23 protein-coding genes are annotated in these 22,965 nt (G+C 43.5%); 7 read left to right on the top strand and 16 right to left on the bottom strand.

Annotated features, from left to right (window positions below):
• Positions 1-7: 7 nt before the first annotated feature.
• Positions 8-511 (bottom strand): ubiquinol-cytochrome c reductase iron-sulfur subunit, encoded by a 504-nt coding sequence (petA, locus tag EAO36_RS05680; protein WP_120948552.1) that lies wholly within the window; start codon positions 509-511, stop codon positions 8-10.
• 201 nt (positions 512-712) lie between these two features.
• Here petA and EAO36_RS05675 point away from each other — a divergent pair, with 201 nt between their 5' ends.
• Genes EAO36_RS05675 through EAO36_RS05665 form a run of 3 tightly spaced genes read left to right on the top strand, consistent with a single transcriptional unit; the run spans position 713 to position 2,907 of the window.
• A complete protein-coding gene (locus tag EAO36_RS05675) occupies positions 713-1,204 on the top strand; it encodes a hypothetical protein (protein WP_143928352.1) in 492 nt (163 codons plus the stop codon).
• A 9-nt stretch (positions 1,205-1,213) separates the two neighbouring features.
• On the top strand, positions 1,214-1,990 hold the full coding sequence (locus tag EAO36_RS05670; protein WP_120948554.1) for an NAD+ synthase: 777 nt from the start codon (positions 1,214-1,216) through the stop codon (positions 1,988-1,990).
• Positions 1,987-2,907, top strand: a complete 921-nt coding sequence (locus EAO36_RS05665; RefSeq protein WP_120948555.1) for a tetraacyldisaccharide 4'-kinase — start codon at positions 1,987-1,989, stop codon at positions 2,905-2,907. Before EAO36_RS05670 ends, EAO36_RS05665 begins: the two co-directional genes overlap by 4 nt.
• Here EAO36_RS05665 and EAO36_RS05660 read toward each other — a convergent pair.
• Genes EAO36_RS05660 through EAO36_RS05605 form a run of 12 tightly spaced genes read right to left on the bottom strand, consistent with a single transcriptional unit; the run spans position 2,894 to position 12,518 of the window.
• Positions 2,894-3,226, bottom strand: a complete 333-nt coding sequence (locus EAO36_RS05660; protein WP_120948556.1) for a hypothetical protein — start codon at positions 3,224-3,226, stop codon at positions 2,894-2,896. The genes EAO36_RS05665 and EAO36_RS05660 overlap by 14 nt on opposite strands.
• Positions 3,213-4,520 (bottom strand): DHH family phosphoesterase, encoded by a 1,308-nt coding sequence (locus EAO36_RS05655; protein ID WP_185962959.1) that lies wholly within the window; start codon positions 4,518-4,520, stop codon positions 3,213-3,215. Before EAO36_RS05655 ends, EAO36_RS05660 begins: the two co-directional genes overlap by 14 nt.
• Positions 4,520-5,263, bottom strand: coding sequence for a 7-carboxy-7-deazaguanine synthase QueE (locus tag EAO36_RS05650; RefSeq protein WP_120955825.1), 744 nt, complete (start codon positions 5,261-5,263; stop codon positions 4,520-4,522). Before EAO36_RS05650 ends, EAO36_RS05655 begins: the two co-directional genes overlap by 1 nt.
• Positions 5,264-5,878, bottom strand: a complete 615-nt coding sequence (locus EAO36_RS05645; RefSeq protein WP_120955824.1) for a 6-pyruvoyl trahydropterin synthase family protein — start codon at positions 5,876-5,878, stop codon at positions 5,264-5,266.
• Position 5,879: 1 nt separating this feature from the next.
• Positions 5,880-6,545: a hypothetical protein gene (locus EAO36_RS05640; protein WP_205586164.1), complete on the bottom strand. Its 666-nt coding sequence runs from the start codon at positions 6,543-6,545 to the stop codon at positions 5,880-5,882.
• Positions 6,546-6,553: 8 nt separating this feature from the next.
• On the bottom strand, positions 6,554-7,330 hold the full coding sequence (gene surE, locus EAO36_RS05635) for a 5'/3'-nucleotidase SurE (protein ID WP_120955823.1): 777 nt from the start codon (positions 7,328-7,330) through the stop codon (positions 6,554-6,556).
• On the bottom strand, positions 7,327-8,193 hold the full coding sequence (locus EAO36_RS05630; protein ID WP_120955822.1) for a polyprenyl synthetase family protein: 867 nt from the start codon (positions 8,191-8,193) through the stop codon (positions 7,327-7,329). Before EAO36_RS05630 ends, surE begins: the two co-directional genes overlap by 4 nt.
• Positions 8,190-9,185 (bottom strand): DUF7488 domain-containing protein, encoded by a 996-nt coding sequence (locus EAO36_RS05625; protein WP_235852283.1) that lies wholly within the window; start codon positions 9,183-9,185, stop codon positions 8,190-8,192. Before EAO36_RS05625 ends, EAO36_RS05630 begins: the two co-directional genes overlap by 4 nt.
• A gap of 25 nt (positions 9,186-9,210) precedes the next feature.
• Entirely contained in the window at positions 9,211-9,513 is a 303-nt protein-coding gene (locus EAO36_RS05620; RefSeq protein ID WP_120948562.1) for a YbaB/EbfC family nucleoid-associated protein, read from the bottom strand.
• Positions 9,506-9,868: an aspartate 1-decarboxylase gene (panD, locus tag EAO36_RS05615; RefSeq protein ID WP_328588048.1), complete on the bottom strand. Its 363-nt coding sequence runs from the start codon at positions 9,866-9,868 to the stop codon at positions 9,506-9,508. The genes EAO36_RS05620 and panD overlap by 8 nt, the downstream gene beginning before the upstream one ends.
• An 8-nt stretch (positions 9,869-9,876) precedes the next feature.
• Complete coding sequence (locus EAO36_RS05610) at positions 9,877-12,093, bottom strand: AAA family ATPase (RefSeq protein ID WP_120948563.1); 2,217 nt, start codon at positions 12,091-12,093, stop codon at positions 9,877-9,879.
• An 8-nt stretch (positions 12,094-12,101) separates the two neighbouring features.
• Entirely contained in the window at positions 12,102-12,518 is a 417-nt protein-coding gene (locus tag EAO36_RS05605; protein WP_120948564.1) for a universal stress protein, read from the bottom strand.
• A 106-nt stretch (positions 12,519-12,624) separates the two neighbouring features.
• Between EAO36_RS05605 and bioD the strand changes: the two genes are divergently transcribed.
• Entirely contained in the window at positions 12,625-13,284 is a 660-nt protein-coding gene (bioD, locus tag EAO36_RS05600; RefSeq protein WP_120948565.1) for a dethiobiotin synthase, read from the top strand.
• 36 nt (positions 13,285-13,320) lie between these two features.
• Positions 13,321-13,881 carry a dCTP deaminase gene (dcd, locus tag EAO36_RS05595; protein ID WP_120948566.1) on the top strand — a complete coding sequence of 187 codons (561 nt, stop codon included), beginning with the start codon at positions 13,321-13,323 and terminating at the stop codon, positions 13,879-13,881.
• A gap of 1,979 nt (positions 13,882-15,860) precedes the next feature.
• On the opposite strand, the gene EAO36_RS05585 is transcribed toward dcd, so the two are convergent.
• The 3 genes from EAO36_RS05585 to EAO36_RS05575 are packed head-to-tail and all read right to left on the bottom strand — an operon-like array spanning position 15,861 to position 19,115.
• Positions 15,861-17,237, bottom strand: a complete 1,377-nt coding sequence (locus EAO36_RS05585) for a DNA double-strand break repair nuclease NurA (RefSeq protein WP_120955821.1) — start codon at positions 17,235-17,237, stop codon at positions 15,861-15,863.
• A gap of 1 nt (position 17,238) precedes the next feature.
• Positions 17,239-18,411 carry an ATP-binding protein gene (locus tag EAO36_RS05580; RefSeq protein ID WP_205586163.1) on the bottom strand — a complete coding sequence of 391 codons (1,173 nt, stop codon included), beginning with the start codon at positions 18,409-18,411 and terminating at the stop codon, positions 17,239-17,241.
• Positions 18,408-19,115, bottom strand: a complete 708-nt coding sequence (locus EAO36_RS05575) for a DNA methyltransferase (RefSeq protein WP_235852383.1) — start codon at positions 19,113-19,115, stop codon at positions 18,408-18,410. The genes EAO36_RS05580 and EAO36_RS05575 overlap by 4 nt, the downstream gene beginning before the upstream one ends.
• Positions 19,116-19,853: 738 nt before the next feature.
• On the opposite strand from EAO36_RS05575, the gene EAO36_RS08985 reads away from it, so the two are divergent.
• Positions 19,854-20,114 (top strand): hypothetical protein, encoded by a 261-nt coding sequence (locus EAO36_RS08985; protein ID WP_328588047.1) that lies wholly within the window; start codon positions 19,854-19,856, stop codon positions 20,112-20,114.
• Positions 20,115-20,437: 323 nt separating this feature from the next.
• Entirely contained in the window at positions 20,438-20,647 is a 210-nt protein-coding gene (locus EAO36_RS08980; protein WP_328588046.1) for a hypothetical protein, read from the top strand.
• Positions 20,648-22,965 lie beyond the last annotated feature (2,318 nt).

Below are 22,965 nucleotides of genomic sequence, written 5' to 3'. Positions count from 1 at the left end.
CTCTCCTTTATGCGTGCGCCATCATGGCTTTGTATTCTGGACCCACTTCCCCAAAGGTGATCTTAGTGCCCTCTAGCTTAAAAGGGGGGATTTCAAAGGGGCGGGGCGGGGGCGTGCCAGGCACATTCACCCCATCAGGGGTGAAAAGACCCCCATGGCAGGGGCACAAAAACCCCTTATCAATGGACTCAAAATTGGGGATACAACCCAAATGCGTGCAAATTTGCACCCCTACGGTGAAAACCCCATCATTGACTTTAAAATCACGTTTGGCATCAAATTTCATAGCCGCTTTTTTCTTGATAATATAAACAGGCTTGCCCCGCCATGCCACGCTGGAAAACTCCCCCTCTTTCATCCCCCCCACATCCACGGTGGTAAAACCCGCCGACACCACGCTAGGCAAGGGGTCCCAAGTCTTTTTCATGGCGACCAAACTAGCAAGTGCACCCACACCAGCCACACCCGCAAGTGCCATGCCTAAAAAATCCCGACGATCTATTTCAGCCATCATCTCTCCTCTATCTATTTTGCAAAATGTGATTTTACAACGAAAAACTTAATCTTATCCCTTTTTAAGCTCCCCCAAGATTGGCTAAAGGCATGTTAAAATGCCAATAAAAAGGTTAGCATGTTGTCTATGAGTCTTAAGCACAGAATCGGGGTTTTGGAGAGGATAGTCAAGTTAACCAGAGTGCTCATGGGGATCATGTTGTCTAGCCATATCTTGCTCGCCTTAAAACAAGATCGCGTGCCAGAGTGGTTTGATGTGTGTTATGCGTATTCAAAGAATCAATGTGGACTGTGGGATAAGGGCTTTGATCGCATCCAAAACATCGTTGTAGGGCATGGTCGGATGTCTGATTTGGAGGACAAGCAATTTGAACAGGCATGCATAGCATGGAAACTAAGCTCCCAGAAACTCCAAGCATTTTTTAAGGTAAGTGAAACCTATGAGGTTTCGCCCTTTGAAGATTATGATGATCTCCCTTGCCACTTAGAGGGTAGCTTTATGCTAGAGGGGCAAAAATACACCTTTGACATCAATGCAGGAGGGAGTTTCGAGATTCACGATGACAGGGGCAAACGCTATTATTTGGGGTGCAACCCCTTACTTTATGGCGCAGCTTCTGCCATTGATATGATTGATCCCAAATGCGCCCAGTTTTTGCCCTATTTGGGTCAGTTTGCACCCTATCTTTAGGAGAACGCCATGCCAAGCCTCACACCCGATGCACCCCATAGACTCAGTGTTTTTTTGCAAGAACAGAGCGCACAAAGGGGGTTTAACCGCGTGGTGGTGGGTTTGAGTGGGGGATTAGATAGTGCTGTAGTGGCTCTCTTATGCCATAGGGTTTTTAAGCAAAATTGCCATGCCCTTATCATGCCAGCACTCACCTCTAGTCCCCAATCTCAAGATCATGCCCTTTTACTCTGTGAGCGTTTTAACATCTCCTTTAGCCTAGCTCCCATCCAAGCCTACCACCAACTTTTTAATCAAGATCACCCCCAAGCCAGCCTGACACGGCAGGGCAATTTTTGCGCGCGCATGCGCATGATCTGCCTCTATGATCACTCTTTAACCCACCAAGCCTTAGTGGTGGGTACGAGCAATAAAAGCGAACGCATGCTAGGCTATGGGACGATCTTTGGGGATTTGGCATGCGCAATCAACCCCATTGGGGATCTCTTTAAAACCCAAGTCTATGAACTAGCGCGCATGCTAGATGTCCCCTTAGAGATTTTAGAGAAAAAACCCAGTGCGGATTTTTATGTCGGGCAGAGCGATGAAGCCGATTTGGGTTTTAGCTATGTACAAATCGATCCGCTTTTATTTGAGATCAGCCAAAGATGGGCGCATACCAAACAGATCGATTGTGCTTTATTGGTGCAATTAGGCTATGACCCACTCTTGGTAAAAAAAATAGTGGGGCGGGTGCAACAAAATGCCTTTAAGCTAGAGCCTCCTTTGATCTGTAAGCTGTCATGACTTGGCTAGAACGCTACTTTTATGCGCCCAGCCTGTCCCAAAAAATTTTGGCTTATTCTCTTTATCCCATCTCTTTGATCTATACCCAAATCGCCACGCTCAAACGCACATTAGCCCATTATGAAGATTTGCATATCCCCATTATTAGCGTGGGTAATTTGATCGCTGGAGGCAGTGGCAAAACCCCCTTTATTTTGGAGATCGCCCAAGATTTAGCCCCCCATTACCATGTGGGGGTGATCTCTAGGGGGTATGGGCGTGGCTCTCAGGGTTGCCAAGTGGTGAGCCTTCAAGGGGAGGTGTTGATCCCCCAGATTCAAGCAGGTGATGAGGCATTTTTGCTAGCCACCCAGTTAAAAAAAGCTAGCGTGATCGTGAGCGTGGATCGCAAAGAGGGTATTTTGCAGGCTAAACAATTGGGCGCGCAAGTAGTGCTTTTAGATGATGGCTTCCGCTTTGCCTTTAAAAAATTAAATATCGTGCTCAAGCCAGCACACAAGCCCTATTTTGATTTTTGCTTGCCCAGTGGGATTTATCGCGAGCCTGTTAGCTGTTATGATTTAGCCGATTTGCTCATTGAGGAGGGGCTAGATTACCGGCGGGAAGTCAAATTGCTCTGCCCTAGCCCTAGAATGCTCTTAGTGAGCGCGATTGCTCACCCCAGTCGCTTAGACCCCTATTTACCCCCAGTTGTGGGCAAACTCTACTTCAAAGATCATGCCCGCTTTGATCTCTGTTTATTGCAAAAAGCCTTTAAGGAACACGGCGCAACCTCTTTGCTAGTAACCTCCAAAGATGCGGTCAAATTGGCTGATTGTCCCCTGCCCCTAAGCGTGCTGGACTTGCGCTTGCTAATTGAGCCTGCTATTAAGGCCAAAATTTTAGGGTATGTCAAAACGCAACTCAAATCTCTTTGATTTCCAAACATTTTAATTCCCGATCCACATAGTCATAAGTGCCAACCACACAGATTTTCCCCCCAACAATTAATCTCTCTTCGGGATTTTTAAGCTTGTGAAACCACCACTTACACACCAAAGAGGCACTAGTATCGGCTAGCTCCAAATGCAAATGCGCCTTGGAACGCTTCCCCACATAACTCCAATGATTCAAAGTGGCGCACACCTCAAATAAAGGTTCGGCATTCCCCACGCCATAAGGTTCGCCCTGCTGGTAGAGCTGGACAAAGCGTGGGTGATAGAGGGTGGCGATCTGATCCACTCTAAAGCATGCCATGATCTAAAAATTCCAATGCTTTTTCAAAATCCCCCATGCCCTCAAAGACCACCCCACAAGCCAGCTTATGCCCCCCGCCATTCACCCCAATACCTGCTTGTTTCATGCCTGCTAACAAGGCGATCAAATCGGGTTCTTTAGAACGCAAGGAGGCCTCAATCTCTGTGCCTTGATAACGCCAACACAAGGCAAGCAAGCAATCTTGCTCTAAAATTTGATTAGCAATCACGCCTAAAATCCCCCGTGGCACAGCACCGCCCGCATAAAAAAGGCGTTTTTGGCGCACAATTTGTAGGCTTTGCTTGATCTGGGTGACTAATTCTTTACGCCTTTGGTTAGTTTCTAGGAGTAATTGGGCGTAGTAGCCATTGGGCATATTTTGGGAAAGAAAATCCACCACCAAATTACAATGGCAAAACCCCTCAATCCCATCTAAACGCCCAACTGCATTGATGAGCGGGATCACATCCCATGCCAAAGCCGCTAGTTTGTAGGGGTTTTTATAGAGACTTAGGGCATAGAGTTGTTGGAGATTAGCAGGCATGCCCTTTTTCAAGTTAGCATCCATGCGTTGGACGAGTTGCCGGTTATAGGGCATGGATAAATCCATTAAATCCCCAATCGTACTAATACCAGCTAAAATCTGCATGTAGTGCAGGTGATCTAAACGCATTTTGATCTGGTAATGTTTGGCATAAGCAAGCATGAGCAAGTAAGCCACACATGCCCCACTAATGCCCTTAAAATTATGCTGGTCGCCTAGCAAAGGATGCACGAAAGCATCGCATTTTGGCACGCGCCCCTCTAAAAATTCATGGTGATCGCTTAAAATCAAGGTGCTTTGATAAGACTTGAGCATTTCATGCACCTCATCGCCAATCCCCGCGCCATTATCAATACTCAAAAATAGGCTATTGTGCAAATTGAGGGCTTGTCCCCCTTGAATGCCGCCTACAACATACACCTCGCCCACCAAACGCCTTTTGGTAGTGTATTCCTCCAAGAGGGGCACACTCACGCCATAACTATCCACATTGCGGCGGGGGATAATATAATGCACTAAGGGGTAGCCTAGCACCTCCCTAAAAAAATACAGCACAAGGGCTGTCCCGCTCATGCCATCACAATCATAATCGCCCACCAAGATAATTTGTTGTTGATTCTGTATTGCCTTGTGCAACAACTCAAGGGCTTTGAGTCCATCGCCCATCAACAAGACATCATCTAGACTAAACTTATGCTTGCCATCCTCGTGGCTAATCCTCTCAATATAGGCTTTAAACTGCGCTAACATCAACGGCCCTTGGCATTGTCCCACAAGTGGATATGCAGCCGATCGCTCAAGCCATAGCCATGTTGCAAGCACACGGGGGCGAGGGCTTTTAAGTTGGCTTGGACTTGGGCGTGGGTGATGCCCATGGGCATTAAATAAATGGGGGGCAGAGTTTTGAGGCTTAAAGAATCCATGAAGGCTTGGATTTCTTGGATGCCTTGATCGATATAGGGTGCGCCTAACACGAATTTAAAGACTACAGGGGCGTGATCCAAGATATTTTGAACTGCCCTTAAATTTAATCTTTTAGGCGCGCTCTCAATAAAGCTTAGCTTGACACTCAGGGTAAAATGCAGGGACTCTAAGAGGGAGTCAAAAGCAAACAATACGCTTCCATTGCTCTCAACCCAAATTGTAAAGCCCTCTTGCACCCACACGCTCAAAGCCTCTAATAAGATCGGGTTTTTAAAGTGCAAGCTAGGCTCGCCCCCGGTTAGGATAATCAGGGGTTTTAAGGCTTTTGGCATGAGGGCATGGACACGCTCTAAAAGTGTCTGACTCTGTGTGATCTCTTGCCACTCTGCATTAGGATAGACCGCATAGGCGCTATCACACCCGATTATCTCTTGTTGGTTAATCACGCTTTTAACCCCAAAGCCCTTACAGCGCAAATTACACCCCCCCAAACGCACAAACACGCTGGGCACGCCCACACACGCCCCCTCGCCCTGCAAACTATAAAAGGTCTCTACAAGGGGTAGCATTTAAATTTGTCTTAGGGGGGTAGGGCTAACAAAGGGCTTGGGGGATTTGGGGTTGGCATGGTAGCTTTTAAGTTGCTCTAATAAAAGCGGGTTGGGCAAGTCTTGCAAAATAGCCGGGGAGAATTGCACGCTGTGCAAGCCAATGCCAGCTATTAGATCGGGATTGTGCAAATCCTCTAAAAAACTTTGGGCATAGCCATAATGGGTTTCATGCACCCGGACCGAGCACACGCTTAAGGGGGCTTCCTCATTTTGCAACGCCGTAGCCTGCAAAATGGCATTTAAGAAAAAATGGAACATCAAGGCGTAACCCTCGGCACTGGGGTTAAAACTGAGCTTGGCATAGCGCGCGCTGTGGGTGGTGATAAAATCTTGAAACTCTGGGCTTTCTTGATCCCAAAAATGGTGGGCGTGATCGAAGGCATCAATAAAGCTAGCGATCTCTTGTTTGAAAATGCCAAAATCTAAAAGCATGCCGGCATGATCGAATTTGTGGGCTTCAATGAAGACCTCTAGGGTGTAGTTATGCCCGTGTATGCTGGTGGCACAACGCTTGGAAGTGCAATTACGCACCACATGGCTAGCGCAAAAGCCAAAGGATCGCCTAATTTGCATATCAACGCTTATAGCAGGGGAGATATACGGGTAATTGCTCAAAGTAGCGGTAATGCTCTGAGCGGGTGAAATCAATGCGCCTAATGGTGTTGGCGATCAAATCTTGGTAAAGCGCATTGTAACCGCAAGTGTTGCCCGTAACGCTCCCATCAATGTAAAGCACGCGTTTTTGCAAGACATTATCCCACCAATCCAAGATAAAATGCGATCCGGCTAACATTTTGCTATAGGCAGAAAACCCATTGATGGCGTAGTAATCTGTGGGGACATTGGTGCAATAAAACTGCCCGCCATGCCAATAGCAATGATTGCCCCGGGCGCGATCGATCAAAGTATAATGGTAGGCATAGACGGGCAAAGCCGCAATATTGCGCACCACATGGACATAAATGGTGTTCTTGGCTTGGGAGACTGGGTAATCTTGCATGGAAAAGACATTGTAAAAGCCTAATTGTTGCAACTCCAAGATAATCAAAGAAATATAAAAGGAGCTGACCATGTCCTCTTTGTCATAGACCACCACAATAGGGGCTTTGGCATTGAAGGTATATCCCCCCCTGACTTCTGAGAAATAGCCCATATTCAACCGGTGGCACCCACCCAACAACAGCAAAAACGCTAGCAAAATCCAAACTTTCATGCGGGCTATTCTACTATGTTTTGGCATTTTTGCGGTTAAACCCACTCTTGCAACATCTCTAAATCGGCATAGCTTGTCATGTTTAGCGTGATGGGCGTGATGGAGACAAAGCCTTGGGAGATGGCTAAAAAATCGCTCATGGTCTCTGTGCTACGCTCCTCCCATTTTAGAGGGTTGAGCCCGAGCCAGCAATATTGCTTGCCCTTGGGGTCTTTTTTGAGATGGACATTATTTTCATAGAGGCGCACGCCTTTTTGGGTGATGGCAATCCCCTTGCACTCTGAAAAAGGGATCTGGGGGACATTGACATTGAGTAATTTTCTTTGCCCCACAAAGGGAAAACCCTTTTTAAAAATGAGCTCAACCAAATGGCATGCCACTTTTTTGGCCAAACTGAAATCATGGTTGCCAAAGTTAGCGCGATCTTTAATGCACTGGGAGAGCGCGATGGAGGGGATATTGTGGATTGTGCCTTCAATGGCACCGGCTACCGTGCCCGAATAAAGCACATCTTCGCCCATATTCGATCCATGGTTGATCCCAGAGATAAGCAAATCAAAGGGCTTTTTATACATCGGAATCGCCAAACACACACAATCACTGGGCGTGCCATCATCTACGCGGTAATAATCTGGACCCACTTGTTCGATGCGTAAGGGAGAGCTGATGGTGATCCCATGCCCGCAAGCCGATTTCTCATTCTTGGGCGCGACCACCACCACTTGGGCGATTTGGGCTAGAGCGTCTCTTAGGGCTAACAAGCCTCTAGATTCATACCCATCGTCATTGGTGAGCAAAATAGAAGGTTTCATGCTAACTCCTCTAAGAGTGCCGTAAGATTGGAGGTTAGGGGGGGCGGAAGATTTTGCAATTTCTCTAGGATTTGGGTTTTGAGCTGGGCTAGGTAATTTTGCGCTTTTGCTAGCCCCAAGAGATTGACATAATTATTTTTAAAGGTGTCTAAATGCGTGCTCTTGCCCGATTGTTGCGGGCTTTGCGTGCAATCAATGATGTCATCTCTGACTTGGAAAAATAACCCCAATTCTAGCCCCAAATCAAAGAGGGTTTGTGGGAGGTTGGGGGGGGCAAGCGCGCCCACACACAGCGCACCCATTTTGAGGCTACCAGCAATGAGTTTAGCGGTTTTGAGTGTGTGCAGGGTTTCTAACTCTTTAAGTTCTAAATGCTGGCACTCAAAGTAACAATCTAGTGCCTGCCCTAAGACCATGCCATAAATCCCGCCTGCATGGGATAAAGTAGCGATGAGTTCCACCTTGAGATCGCTAGCTAGATGGGCTTGGCTAATCAAATAAAAAGCATGCGTGTTGAGCCCATCGCCCACTAATACCGCACTGGTTTCATCATAGTGTTTGTGTAACGTCAGTGCCCCCCGCCTCAAATCGGCGTTATCCATGCAAGGCAGATCGTCATGGATTAAAGAATAGGTGTGCAACACCTCTAGGGCGAGGGCAATGGGGAATAGGGATGTTAAAAAACTCTCTTGGGGCTTGAAGGCATGGGCGGTGGCTAATAACAGCTTGGGTCTAAAACGCTTACCCCCATTCTCTAGCATTTCCCAAAAGGCATGTTCGAAAAAGGGGTGGAAGGTATTGAGCTGGGGTTTAGATTCTTGTAAATAGTGCTCAAAGGCCTGATAGAGATGGGTGGTTGTCATAGGCGGATATAAAACTCCAAACCTCTTCTTAAGAGCAAGAGCTCGATACGCCCTTGCATGCGTGCATGGCTTAAGGCTTCTTGCAAAGCGCGTAATTTATCGGCGTGGTTGGCACGCTTGGGGGCGATGGGCTTGTGGTTGATCCAAACCAGCTGATCGCCCACTCTAAGTGTATTGAGCGGGGCAGGGAGATGCTCTAAGCGTGCCGTGATCACCAAATCGCTATCTAACACGACCCCAAAGCGTTCTAAAAAAGTGTCTGGCAGTAAAAACCCGCCATGTCTTTTATCCACACGTACATGCAAGGTTTGGGACACGCCCTTGCGCTTGATTGTAACGTGCGCCTCGCTCTGATAAGCCAAATTGCTCACCACCCACTCAAAGCGCGCGCTATTGGGGATGGCTTGGCCATTAATGTGGGTGATCACATCGCCCTCCAAGAAGGGGTTATTTTTAAAGAAAGGATCGACTAGCTCCACCACTAAAGCCCCGTGTGAGCGCACCCGCACGCCAATATCACCATAATAGGGAGTATTTTGGGATAAAAAACGGCGGATATATTTACTCTCGATGAATGCATGGGGGTCTTTGCTTTTAAAGCCCACGCCATAGATTTGGTAGCAAATATTGCCCACTACCCCATTAGGGGCAATGGGAACTGAAAAGCGCGCATGCCCTAAAAAGCGTTCCTGTCTCTTGGTGATTGTGCCCACCCTAGCATAGGTTTTAGAAACGCTGGCCATGGGGTATTTAAACGCTTCGGGGCTAATGTCTAAAAGGTGGTAGGCAAATTTGGTATGGGGAGCTTGGATCAAGTAGAACCCGATGAAGGGGTCTTTTTTGAGGATACGCACGCCCTTGGGGGGGGTGGTGGAGTGTAAAAAGGAGACCTGCCCCTTTTGCCAAAAAAGAGAGACGCTATTAGAACGGCTGGCCAGCTCGTAGTATTTTTGGCAATGCGAAAAGTCATAGGCATGGGTGGTGCTGACCAATAAGAACCATAATCCAACCCACCTTTTATTTCTCAAAGGGATTAAAGCCTCCCAGCATGCCCAAAGCTGAAGATTTGCGGTTGTCCTCCACACTCTTATAGACCTCGTTTAACGCGCTCATCAAGTAAATTTGTAACGCCTCTTTGTCCTCTAGCAAGCTATCATCAATTTGGATATCCAAAAGCTCACCGGCACCATTCATAGAAACCTTGACTAACCCACCCCCACTTTTGGCACTAAAACAAGCACTCTTGTTCTTTTCCTCGATGCTTTTGAGCTGTTCTTGTAAATTAGAAAATAGCCCGCCTAGTTGGTTGAGATCAAACATCATTCTCCTTGATTTGGTTATTGTCCCCAACGAAGACAATAAAGGGTTCGTGCTTAGAAACTTGTTCTAAGTCCATCAGAGAATAGGCGACAATGATTACCACATCGCCCACCTGTACTAAACGACTCGCTGCTCCATTGACACAAATTGTGCCCTCTTCTTCGCTCACAATGACATAGGTTGTGAAACGCGCGCCATTATTGACATTGAGCACATCGACCTTCATCCACGGGTGCAACTTGGCTGCTTGTGCTAAAGATTTGCCAATGGTGATCGAACCTTGGTAGTTGAGGTTGGCATCTGTAACCTGCGCGCGGTGAATCTTGGAATAGAGCACTTCCACAGACACGGGCATGCAACTCCTTAAGGGGTATTGGGGATTTTTTGGCGTTTGGCGCGTTTGAGTGCGGGGGGTTTGCAAATAATTTGGATTTCTTGGTTGCGTAAAACCACCTTCACACTCCCGCCCTCTTTGAGTCCGCCAAATAAAATTTCATCGCTCAGTTTGACCTTGATTTGATCGTGAATGAGTTTTTCCATCACCCGCGCACCCAAAGGGTCTTTAAAACATAAAGAAGCCAAGTGTGAGGCAACTTGCTTCTCCACGCTCAAACTGATATTCTTAGGACTTAAGAGGGCTTCTAATTTTTTGCACTCTTTGAGTGCGACACTCTCTAGGTCGTGCAGACTGAGCGGGCTAAAGGTCAAGATGGCATCCAGACGTGAGCGTAACTCCGTACTGAGGAGTTCTTTTAAAGCCTTATGGTATTTTTGGGTGTGATCATCTAAAAAACCCACATGCCCTAGCGCATTGCTCCCAGCATTGGAGGTTAAGATCAACACGGCATGCCTAAAATCGCTTTTTTTACCGCTATTATCGGTCAGTGTGGCGTTATCGGTGATTTGCAGGAGCAAATCATAGACATTGGGGTGGGCTTTTTCAATTTCATCTAAGAGCAAGACACAGCGGGGGTGTTTGCGAATCGCATTGACTAACAACCCGCCCTGTTCAAACCCCACATATCCTGAGGGTGCACCGATGAGTTTAGAAAGGCTGTGGGGTTCTTTATACTCGCTCATATCAAAGCGTTCTAAGTGCAAATGCATGTGCTTGGCTAGGGCTTTGGCTAGCTCAGTCTTGCCCACGCCACTAGGACCCACAAATAAAAAACTGGCGATGGGCTTCTGACTAGAGATGAGTCCAGAAGCATGGATTTTAATGGCCTTGACCAAGCGTTCGACTGCCTCATCTTGGGCAAAGACTTCTTTTTTGAGTTTGTCCTCTAAACCTTTGAGGTGGTTTTTCTTTTCTAAGCTGATACGGGACTTAGGGATGTCTATCTTAAAAGAGAGCACATTTTCAATGTCTTGTTTTAAAATGGGTGCGCTACTCTTGCCCCCATAGATTTTTCTAAATGAGCCTGCCATATCCATTAAATCAATGGCTTTATCGGGCAAAAAGTTTTCGGGCAAGTAATGTACCGAAAGATCCACGCAAGCTCTCAGCGCCTCCTTGCTGTATTTAACCTGGTGGTGGCGTTCATAGTGGCTAGAAAGATCGTCTAAAATCTCATAACAATCCTGCTTGGAGGGTTCTAAAATATCAATCTTGCTAAAGCGGCGGCAAAAGGCTTTGTCTCTCTCTAACACGCTCCTAAATTCCTCAAAAGTGGTCGCGCCAATGCAACTCAAACTCCCATCAGCCAGCATGGGTTTTAAAATATTGGCTCCATCTAAAGCCCCCGCACTAGAAGCCCCCGCACCCAAAATCGTATGGATTTCATCGATGAATAAAATACTCTTGTGATCCTTATGCAACTCTTTTAGGGTCTTTTTTAAGCGTTTTTCAAATTCCCCGCGGTATTTACTCCCAGCTACCATTGCGCTCAAATCTAACGAATAAATCGTGTAGTTGAGCAAAAAATCCGGAACATCTTTTTGCACGATCCTTAGAGCCAACCCTTCGGCAATGGCGGTTTTACCCACACCGGGCTCGCCCACCAACAAGGGGTTATTCTTCTTGCGCCGCCCCAAGATTTCGATCACCTTTTGGATTTCTTTATCCCGATGAGAAACAGGATCGATAGCATCTTCTTTGGCTAGGGCGTTGAGATTTTTAGCAAATTTCTTGAGCGCAGAAACTTTTTCTTTGGAAAAAGAGAGAGGGGGGTGTTCTAAAATTTTAATGGAATCAACCCCAAAGGAACTTAAAACCTGCGTGCTATAACAGCCACTCTCTTGCAACATCACCAAGAGAAAATCTTGCACATCTAGGACCTTGTGGTAACTCTCTTTGGTATAGTCGCCCAGTGCATAGAAAATTTGGGTTAATTCCTTATCATAGACGGGGCGTTTGCTCTGTGCATCCATCGGAGGGACATTCTCTACTAGGTAGGTTTGTACCATTTGCTTGGCTTCCAAAATATCCACATCCATTTGCCTTAAAAAGCTTTGGATCTCCTTATCATTGAGCATGATCAGCAAAAGATGCTCGGGGGTGAGGTATTTGTGGGATAGTTTTGTGGCTAGGGCTAGAGCGGCGTTTAAGATGCGGTGTAATCGGGTGGTGATAGAGGACATGGCAATCCTTACTTGGCAACCAAGACTGGGATGGGGGAGTTGTCAATAAAACTATTTTGGTGGGAGCCAAAGATTTTATAAAATGTAGAAGACTCGCTAGCCCCAATTACAAGAAGATCAAAACTGGGTGCCATTTCTAAGATCACATCTACGGGACTCCCTGTTTTGAGCACGCTCTCGCACACAATGCCCTCCTGATTGAAGAGTTGGATAAACTCCTCTAGAAGCTGGCTGGATTGTTCGTTGGCAATGAATTCGGTTTGACTATAATTCATGATTCCACTTTCAGGATAGACCAACACTTCGGGACTCACATGTACCAAGGTCAAATGCACATCTTTAAACTTAGCAAACAATCTAATCGCCACATCCACACCGCTCCGGCATTCCTGCGTTTGGCTGATCCCAAAAAGCACTCTAAGCATGGGCATCCTTAAGAATTTTACAAGCATTATAAAAAAGTTAAGCTAAAAGTATTGTTAGTTTGGGGTATCATATCTAGGATCAAAGAAAAATACCAAAAGGATAACCATGTATGTGCCTATTTTTGTGAGTGCCACTAACACAGGGATTGGAAAAACCACGATCGCCAAAGAGCTAGCTGGACTTTGCAATAATCAAGGGATCAAAACCCTCTTGGTCAAGCCCATTGAAACGGGTATCAATGCCAAACAAGAACACAGCGATGCGGCGATTTTCCTAGAAGAGAATCTAAAGATCGATAACACTTTGGAACTTGCCGATATTAGCTTTTACCGCTATGTTTTGGGTGCAAGCCCCTTTGTGGCTACGCGTTTTGAGCCCCACCTCCCGCCCATTGATTTTAAAGTGATCGAACACAAATTAGACAAACTACAAGAGCGTTGCGATTTGCTCATTATTGAGGGTGTTGGCGGGTTATTAGTGCCCTTAGATGAAAAAACAAAAGTGGTGGATTTGGTGTTGCATTTAAAGGCTAAATTATTGTTAGTTGCCAGCGATCGGCTAGGCACTCTTAATGATCTCTTGCTCAATCATAGCTACCTCACTGGCCACAAAATCCCATGCCACACCACCATTAATATGCAGGATAAACGGCTTTACTACCAAATCAATAAGCCCTTTATCGATCACTACAACGCCACGCTCAAAGAACCCATTTCGATCTTTCAAGAACATGCCCAAATACTCTTGGATCGCTTGCTAGCTTAGTGTTATAATGACTCAAACTAAAATTAAAGGGCTGACATGGGTTTGAAAGCAGATACTTGGATCGCACAGATGAGCACGGAGCATGCCATGATCACTCCCTTTTGCCAAGAACAGGTCAATCGGGGGATTATCAGCTATGGCTTGAGCAGTTATGGCTATGATATTCGGGTCGGCACGGAGTTTATGCTCTTTGAATTGGGGCCGGGCGTGATCGATCCTAAGAACTTTGATCCCACACTGGTAAAGAGCATCCACACCCAAGATTTTATCACCATCCCCCCCAATGCCTTCGCCCTAGCGCACAGCGTTGAATACATTAAAATGCCTAAAGATGTCCTCGCCATTTGTCTAGGCAAAAGCACTTATGCAAGGTGTGGGATCATCGTCAATGTTACCCCCTTTGAGCCCGAATTTGAAGGGCACATCACTATTGAGATTTCCAACACCACCTCCCTACCCGCCAAGGTCTATGCTAACGAGGGCATCGCCCAAGTGGTGTTTTTACAAGGCGATAGCGTGTGTGCCACCAGTTACAAGGACAAACAAGGCAAATACCAGGGCCAACAAGGCATCACCTTACCCAGAGTGGGGCTATAAATTTTTAAGATAAAATTTCTTAGGGTTTGGTAGAGATCCCCGTTGTGTCTTTCGATGTCGGCTTTGAGCCAATCGCTTTTGTCTGTGCTAGCAAGAGCACCATGATTTTTGAATGTATATTTTGGTAACTATCTACTCATTTCTTTGTGGAACAAATCCGCTTATTAATTTTATCTTCAATCACATAAGCACAAAATGGGGGTCAGCGATAATGATTCGCATTTAGATATTTACAATAAGGATTTAAGCGTTGATACAAAATTACCCAACTAAGGAAACTGGTGCAAAAGATTCTCAAAGCTTGGAACAAGATACACAAGGTAGGACTATCCAAGATCTCACATCATTTCACGAAGAATTATGTTCTCAAATAGAAACGTTCCATGATATCAACACTCAGAATTCTCACTGCTATGAATGTGGGATGGCCCGTAGCGTTTTACTATCGGGAAAATGCATGCACTGCGAAAAATTCATTAAATAGCATGGTCGCGTTGATCTCTTAGCCATTCTATGTAACTCCTGCGGGCGTTGGGTGCGGATGCAGGCAAAGCATTAGCTACAGTCAAGCACTCCGTCTGTACATAGTCTTTATCTAGCCAGTTGCTCAAGTCGTGCTGACTCAAACCTTGACAATATGCGCCCGGGCTTGGGCGTAGCCATAAAGAATCTTAGACTTGTTAAGGTGGTGCTGTCGCAGAGTTGGTGTATTTTACTTGCCCCTCCTACAAAGCCCGCCCGCCAAAACTGCTAGAGTTTTGGATCGGGAAGATGATCTGCTTGGACAAAGAGGCATATTCCTTACCCCCTTCCCCAAAAGCCCGCTAAAGCCGCTATCTTCCTCTTGGGTGTGTTCGTCCGTGCGCTCGATCTCCAATTGTAGCACTTAGCCAGCTTTTCCACAGCATCATCAACCCCTAGCTTGTTATATCCATTACAAGATTGATCGGCCACTCACGCCACAGCCATAATATCTAAATGTGTTCCTAGCTGGATTTTTATACAGGGACTTTCTTAAGAATGCCATTAAAAAGCAACTTAAAAGTCGAATAGAAACGATGAGCCCCTCATACCTTCACTATCGCCAAAGTGTCCAACTTGCAATATTCTAAAAGGACTTTTTTAGTTTTTTCTTGCCCCTCTTTTGGCATTAAACATAAGCCTGCATCGCTTCCTCGCCATTATACACCAAGTCCAAATCTTTATAAGCCCTTTCAAAGTCGGGCACTAAAGCGGGCAAAACGCTTTTAATAGAGTAACTACCATCCATTTTTGGATCGTAGTAATGGAATCATTATCTAGTACATTGCTTTTGATTTGCGATCGATCTTTAGCTATTTGGGGGAACTGTGTATCAGAAAAATTGACCAAATCCTGCAATTTATCCTCAAATCCTCGCCCCGCCACCCTGCAGGGGCTAAACTGGAGGCATCAACGATGTAATAGGGAATGTTTGTGGTTTTTAAATTGTGGTGGTCGTGAAAGTTTTATTAGAGTATTAAAAGCATGTTGGTTTAGGTACACACAGTTTGTCTTGAAAGCGCGCATAGTGATCGCTAAGAATAACACAAGTGCCTCTTGACTTTTTCATACCCACTCACACCACTCAAGTATTGGTATAGTATCTTGGGAAGTTTTAAGAGTTTGTGGGACATAATCAAAGGGGTTTGTGCCCTCTTCTAACATCTTGAAAACAATTTTTTATTCTCTTTAAGACAAGCCATATTTTGCCTGTATTGCCATTCCTCAAACTCTTCTGGTGTCTTGAATTCCTCGGGTTCTTTTGGAATGCTCTCAAGTACTGGAGGAATTTGTGCTTTTGTGCGGGGCGGGTGTTGTTAGTTTCAAACTATCGAGCGGAAATTGAATACACAATGGGACGATAATCTTATTGTACTGGCACAATTGGTGTCTTGACCTTTGGTTTATCTAGGTTTTCCTAGAACCACTAGCATTAACAACAATTAAAATTCCTGTAGTCATTTCCCTGTTCGCTTGTGGATCGCTTCCAGCGAAAAACTTTTTAGAATCCTTTGACCGGGAATATTGGAGATGGACACGAGGGTGTTGAGCATCACGATGGGGATGAAAGATTGTTGGTAGAGATCACATCTCAAGTCTTTCAAAATTTCTAGAATATGTTTGAGGGTTAAAAAATCCTCAATATGGGGGCTTTCCAAATAGTGCTGATATGTCCTATTCAAGCCAAAGGGAATGGCTACATCCAACACGAAAGCGCGATCGGATTTAACCAACATCTTCATGCCAAAATAAGTGTTGTGTCCAAAAATAGAGCCCGTATCGCCGGTGATATACTTTTTGATGTAGGCAGAGTCAGGCAACACAAGGCTTTCTGCGGGGATTTTATGCTCCAAGTTTTGTAGATGATCCACGAACAAACCGCTTTTATCTAAACCGATCCAATTCACATAGCTGACACGATCTTGTAGCGATCGATCGTAGAGATATTGCAAAAACACCCGCACCACTTTAAAAGCAAAATCATCTAACCGGCTAAAAAGAGCTAGGGGACCATCTTTGATAAAAAGAATCTTGGGCAACCATCCCCACTGCTTAGCTTCTATTAAAAATCTAAACATGGAGAGCATGAGCACCACCTCAAACACGCTCATCACATAGGACTCTATAGCTCCAGCCCCTAAAATCTCATCAACCAAAGTGTGTAGCTCAAAACAATCGGTGATATAAATTTTTGCCCCACAAGCACAGGTTAAAAAATCGTTTTGTAAATCCTTATAAGACGCGCTTTGTTTTTTAAAAATGTGCCTATCCCCACAACCCGCACATGCGATCTCTATAAACCCCCCTCCCCCTCTGTATTCTTGAAACACAAGCCATTTAATAGTGTTTAATAAAGAATCGCCATCCTCGTTAAGGCTATTGTCTCTAAAAATTTCATAGAGTCTTTCTCTAGTGGTGGTGATAAAATCTTTTTGGTCATGACAGTAGCCTTGGATGGAGAGCACAAAAGAAAAGCGTTGGAAGTCTTTTTCTAGTCTCCCCAAATCATCGGGGTTAATGATCTGCTGTTTTACCAGAGATTTTAAGTCTTTGAGCGAAAAAGTCAAAATCCCCACATTGTAGAAACAAAGCCTCTTGGAGAGAAACCTGCCATCTATGCACACCTCTTCATACCCTCCATCCACCACAACAAGGCGTTCGATCTGAGAATCCACTCGGTTTTGGGTTGTGGATAAAGCGGTGGCAACACTGTCAAAATCTATATCTAATGGTGTATCTATCACCCCACACCTCGCTAAATACGCCTTCACTTTTTCATTTTCAACAATATATTGGTGGTTGATCTTAGATGCTCTCTCCTTGCGATAACCCATACTAATCCTTATCTTTAAACTTATCGATCTGCACGGGGATAATAAAGTTGTTGGAATAGGTTTTGACCCGCGCAAAGCCAACATCATTATTTTTGATAATGCTTTGGGAAAAGTCGCTAAAGTCGTAGTATTTTTCCAAAACTTTAAGTTCATCCTTATTGTTGAGGTGCGAGATGAACCAGTTTTGGGTATTTTTCAAGATACTAGGAGCGATGGAGCTGACCTCTTGGGTGGAATAGCTAATGCCTATATTGAGCTTTGCCCCCTCTTTGGCAAGGCGGTTATAAATGTTTTTTAAGTCCTTGTCGTCTTTGGGGAAGATGTTGTGCGCCTCTTCAAAATACATTTGGATAAACTCCGGTGCTTTGTCGTTGGTGAATTTCTCCATAGACCTAGCAAAAATATGCGCACAAAGTCTCGTGATGTATTTTTCTTGCACTTGTGTGGAGGCAGTGGAGAGATCGACTAAAACGACTTTCCCCTCGCGCAACGCCTGATCGATAGTTTCCTTGTAATCCTCGCCACCCTTTGGAGAGTGTAAAACGCTGAACTTTCTAAGATGATTAAATCCAGCACGACTAAAAGTAGGGTTTAAGACTTTCAACAGAGCTTTAAAATCTTCGTCGTCCTTGTAATTTGCTGTTGCATCTAGATTCAATTGCGCAAAATACTCACACGCCCTTTCAAGAGAAACTCCATGCTCGAAAAGATTGTTCGTTACTGGGTCACGCCATTTTTCTTGGTCTGCTTTATTTGCTTTGTCGTCGGAAAGACTGAAGCGATAGAAGCAAATTTTTTCACTGGATTTGAATCCAGCTTTGTATAGGATACACTTATAGATGGCTTTTAGCCTATCAATTTTTTTCTGTTTTTTCTCAAATGCATTTTTATTGTCTTGCTTGTCATCTGCAATACGCTCATCAAACATTTTCTCACATGCCCCCTTAAATGCTTGAAAATATGTAGATGAAATATTTAAATCAATCTCATTGCACAGCACTTCAAAAGACTCTTCTAGAGTCTCTTCCTTATAAAAATCGTATTGGATTGCTTTTACATCTCCGTAGTCCTGCGTTTTATGCACAGATGTGCTAAAACGCAACGCCCTATCTTTGAGCTTGTCGTAAATACAGGTGTTATCTTGTTGGTTAGCAAAGGTGTATTCCCCATTCACATCAAAGATAATCTGCCCAATTTGTGGCTCATATCCTGCTGGGGGTATTTGGAAGGCGCAAACAAAAAGTCTATTCTATACTCTAGTGATTGAAACACATCTTGGCGCAATTTTTTAAGACCGTGTTTGGCAACAAAACCTCTAATGTAATTGGCAGACATGCTAAAAGTGTTGGGCATATCAATGCTACAATATATAGAAGTGCCGTCTTTGCGGTGCTTGCCATGCATAATGCCTGCTAGAGTAGCCATGATGAAGTTATCTACAGGCCTAGAGAGTTTTAAGCTTTGCTTGAGATAGACTAATTGCGGGAGAGTCAAATTTTCATCAAACAACATCCTAATATCCATATCCACGCCTGCAATGTCTGGAGGCTGGTAGTGGCGTGCCAAATCATTCAAGCGTTTCTTAATTTTGCTAATCTTTGGGATATTTGTTTTGGCTTTGATCAAACAAAAAGCCAGCGGACTTAAATCATTGCCAATACCAATGCGCCCCATTCTACAGGCTTCAAAGGGGGCTGTACCACGCCCAGCGAAGGGATCATAAACTAAATCATTTTCTTGGGAATATCGGGTAATAAAAGAATGGGGTAATACGGGAGGGAACATTGCTAGGTAGGAAGCCATAGAGTGGATTTTTGAAAACTCTTTATAAGAGCGTTGTTTGTAGGTTTTGTAAGCCTCAATGCAGGAGCTTTGCACGGCCCACTTTCTTGATAATATTCATCGACACGGTACTCCCGGTCTTTTTGAGTATTTTCAGAGCGGTGAGTATTCTATCGAAAGATATTTAACGAGGTGCTGAAAAATGAGCCAGTACAGATAAGAGACTAAAAAATTCTCCAGAGACTTTGCCAACGAATCAGTCAAGACTCATTGGAGTGTTAATAATTCTGATGAGATCCAAAACCAAAACAATCATCGCTTAAACAGATAGTCTCAATATAGATAGCACCAAGAAATAGAAAGAGTATGGGGACACTCTCTTCTATAGATTCCAAACCCACTAGACTCAGTATCCAAGCAAACCACAACAACCGCAGTATTGCAACAGAAATACTTTAGAGATTAGAGTCCTAAGAAAATAGTTTAGTCGGGCAAGTCAAGACAAACTACAAACAGCATTTTAACCAACGCTTCCAAGCTACGTGTTACCTTTGGAGTGCTGTTGTCAATCTCAAAAAGTCTAGTAGCATGCAAGACCTAGGAGAGCTAGCCGACCACTTCAAAATAAATATTTTCCAATGCTACCAAATCACAATCCATAGAAATGGGGGACACACTGACGTCTGGGCTACGGATAATATACACCACAATGACACATACTAAAGAAAGGAGAAGTAATGAGAAAGCTGTTTGTTTCCGGATGGTTGTAAGATCACATAATTAAGCTGGTCTTGGGATTTTATTGCAAAAAACAAGGTGTGTCGGTGTGATATTATGACAAACGATCAACGCAATCAACACAGAAAGCTTATTGGAAGGTCATTAAAGCACATCAGAAAAGCGCACGATGAAAGTTGCTTAAGTATTTTTGCGGGTGCTGGAATCAGTGCTGGTTCTGGGTTGCCATCATGGGAAAAATTGATAGATACCTTAAAAGAGAATCTTCGTGGCAGTACAGAAAAAAATGAGGATTATCTCATCTGGTTGAAAAGTTTTTTAATCAATTTGGGAAGGAAGGCTACCACCAAAGATTAAGAGAAAAATTAAAGCTTCGGGATGGTAATTGCCGAGCCAAACTTGCACTTAGAGATTGTCAAACCCAATCTTAACAATCTCATTACAACTAACTGGGATGACTTATTTGAAAGAGCCATTGATAAAGAAGGCATGTTTTTTATATTATAAAAACGGACGCAGATATTAAAAATTCTGGTGGTTTTTCAAAACTCATTAAGATGCATGGGAGCTTGGATAAAGAGAATATTATTTTCTGCGAAAAAGACTATTTATAGTATAGCCAAAATTTCCCGCTCATTGAAAATTATGTCAAAGGAGTTTTTTCAACAGATACTGTCATCTTGGTTGGCTATTCTTTAGGTGATCCAAATGTCAAACAAATCATCTCTTGGGTAAATTTTTACTCAAACAAAGTGCGACAAAATCTAAATAGCGCGAAAACAATTTATTTTATTAAGACAAGCACCATGTTTAATTCGACTGAATTTGAATTTTACAAGAAAAAAACATCCATGTCTTGTACATCCATGAATTCTTCAGTGGGAAAGTGAAGAATGGAAAATCAAAAAATGAAAAAGAACATAAGTGCAAACAAGACGAGGATGGACTAAGACTATTTTTTAAAGAAATCAAGAAATACGACACATTAACACTCGTAAATAAAGAAGATATAGGGAAGATAAGGCGCATTCTTATATCTTTTAATTTTAATGCACTGGAGAACAAAATTAATACTTTACCAGTGCCTCCAAAATATCACTTAAGAATAAACTTTTAAAGTATTTTTTTACTTTTTGAAAGCCATATCAACGATGGCAATACAGGCAAAGTTATATTAAAAATCTATCAACAATGTGAAGAAGTCTCAAAAGAAGCTTTTAAAAAAAGAGAATTTAAAATATGGTTCTTTAGCGAATTAAACAGACGTTGGGGACTTCACCACTATAAACATGACGATGGCGTGATCTATACTGATTGGCAGGAATTACTATCAACATTGGCACTAACTTCAAGCGGAAGAAGTAGGCTAGAGTGCTCGATTTGAGAGTTACTTTGAACAACAACTTACGCAGATTGCACAGAATCGTTCACATTGGGAAAATAGAGAATACTCTAGTAGCAACTTCGAACAAATATTTGAAAAACTTCAAGAGTTCGATCGGATCAGAATTGGCAACTGTCTCATCACTCCTATATTTAAAAACCTCATAACGACTTGTATAACAAGATTTTATATAAACGCACTTGAATGCTGTTGGCATGAAATAAGTAGCATTCTAAGAACAAGGAAGAAGGCATTATCTCCTTTGCCACTGAATCAAGAAATTTTTAGCCACAGTGTTAAATACTTTCAAACTGGAAAACTAGAGAATATTTTCTAAACTCGTTTTTCTGATATCACATTTCAATTTAAGATTAATGAAGAATTTTTAGAAATAATTTTCACAAATATTTGTTCAAAACCCAAAGAATATGGAAATTCAATGACCACGAGTGGTCGTTGGATTAACAACTTTCTCATATTGGCATCACATTGTTTGCTTCAGCAGGGCACCCATGACAAAATATCGATAGAATGTTTAGACTTAGTATTATATTTTCCTCAATCTCTTTATTGAAAATAAAGCTGACTATATGAATTTTTTAGATCATATCCACCAAGAACATAAATATGTCAATACCTATGTAGATGCATAGAGAATCCCACCTCACCTCATTGTTTTCTACAACTCTTTGCACCTCAACTTCCCTCATCAGATTAATAAGAAGGATAAGCGAACAACATTCGTATAACTGAACTTTCCTTCCTCTCATAAAAACACTCTATCAATCTAGCGATAAAAATCTTAAGCAAGCAATTAGAAAAAAATTAAAATATATCCTACGCCATAAAAAAGAATACGAACAAACTAAAATAAGTCAAACATACTGTCTATGGCTTAAAGAGTTGTGGAATTGGACAGTTAGCTAGATCTGCGCATACCGTCTTAATATACCTTGTTTTCTATCCAATAGGCATTTTGAGACGGTGAGAACGTTGCCCCTTTTATGTTATGCTAGGTCATTGAATATCCATGTGCGTACAACAACCAAATGAGAAAAACGACTACAATGGGCAACAAATTTATGTAAGAGTTCAACACTTACACTATAATTTCGCACCCTTCTAGCATTCTTGGTGATCTTTCTAGGTTCAATCTGAGTCAAAAAGTGAGAATAATTTTGAGCACTCCGTTAAGTCTGCTTAATTTCCTAAGCACCTCTTGTAGGAAACACCACTTGATAATACTATGAGAATTGCAGAGGGCATTAAAGCCCATTTAAACTTGCCAACACAAAATAAGCACAAGAAGCTTGAAAAATTAATCTTTATTCACTGTCATCTAAAGATTTTCCAAATAAGTTTATGCTTGATTATGATCTTCGGCTTCATGGGTTTTATTTCCCATATCATTGCACCGACTGCCATCTGCCCATGGTGTGATGGTCTTTGGGCGTTTTGATTATCCTAATGCCGTGTGTTGTAACGGGCTGGGCTTTAATATCTGGCTAAGGTGCAGGAACACCTAATGCGCATTTGGGGGATAGTGGTGGAAAGCCTCTAGGTGGAGATGATGGAGGTTTAGAGGGGCCAAAGGGTGAAGATGGGGGAATGGGGGAGGCAATAAACCGCCTAGTGGCACAGAACCCCCAACAGGGGCTAGCAATAAGGGAGAAGAGCCCAAGCGTTTAAGTTTAGAAGAGATTAAACGCTTGATTGATGAGAGTCCTTCTAAGGGGCGAGATATGGTGCTCATAGGGCGGGTCAATTTCACCCCAGCAGTGGTGGATTACTTGCTAGAATTTAAAGAGACAAATTAATGGGCAT

Source organism: Helicobacter mehlei (assembly GCF_003660265.1).
In the GTDB taxonomy this organism is placed as follows: Bacteria; Campylobacterota; Campylobacteria; order Campylobacterales; family Helicobacteraceae; genus Helicobacter; species Helicobacter mehlei.
Note: the sequence above shows the minus strand (reverse complement) of the source record. Positions and strands in the feature narration are given on the sequence as shown.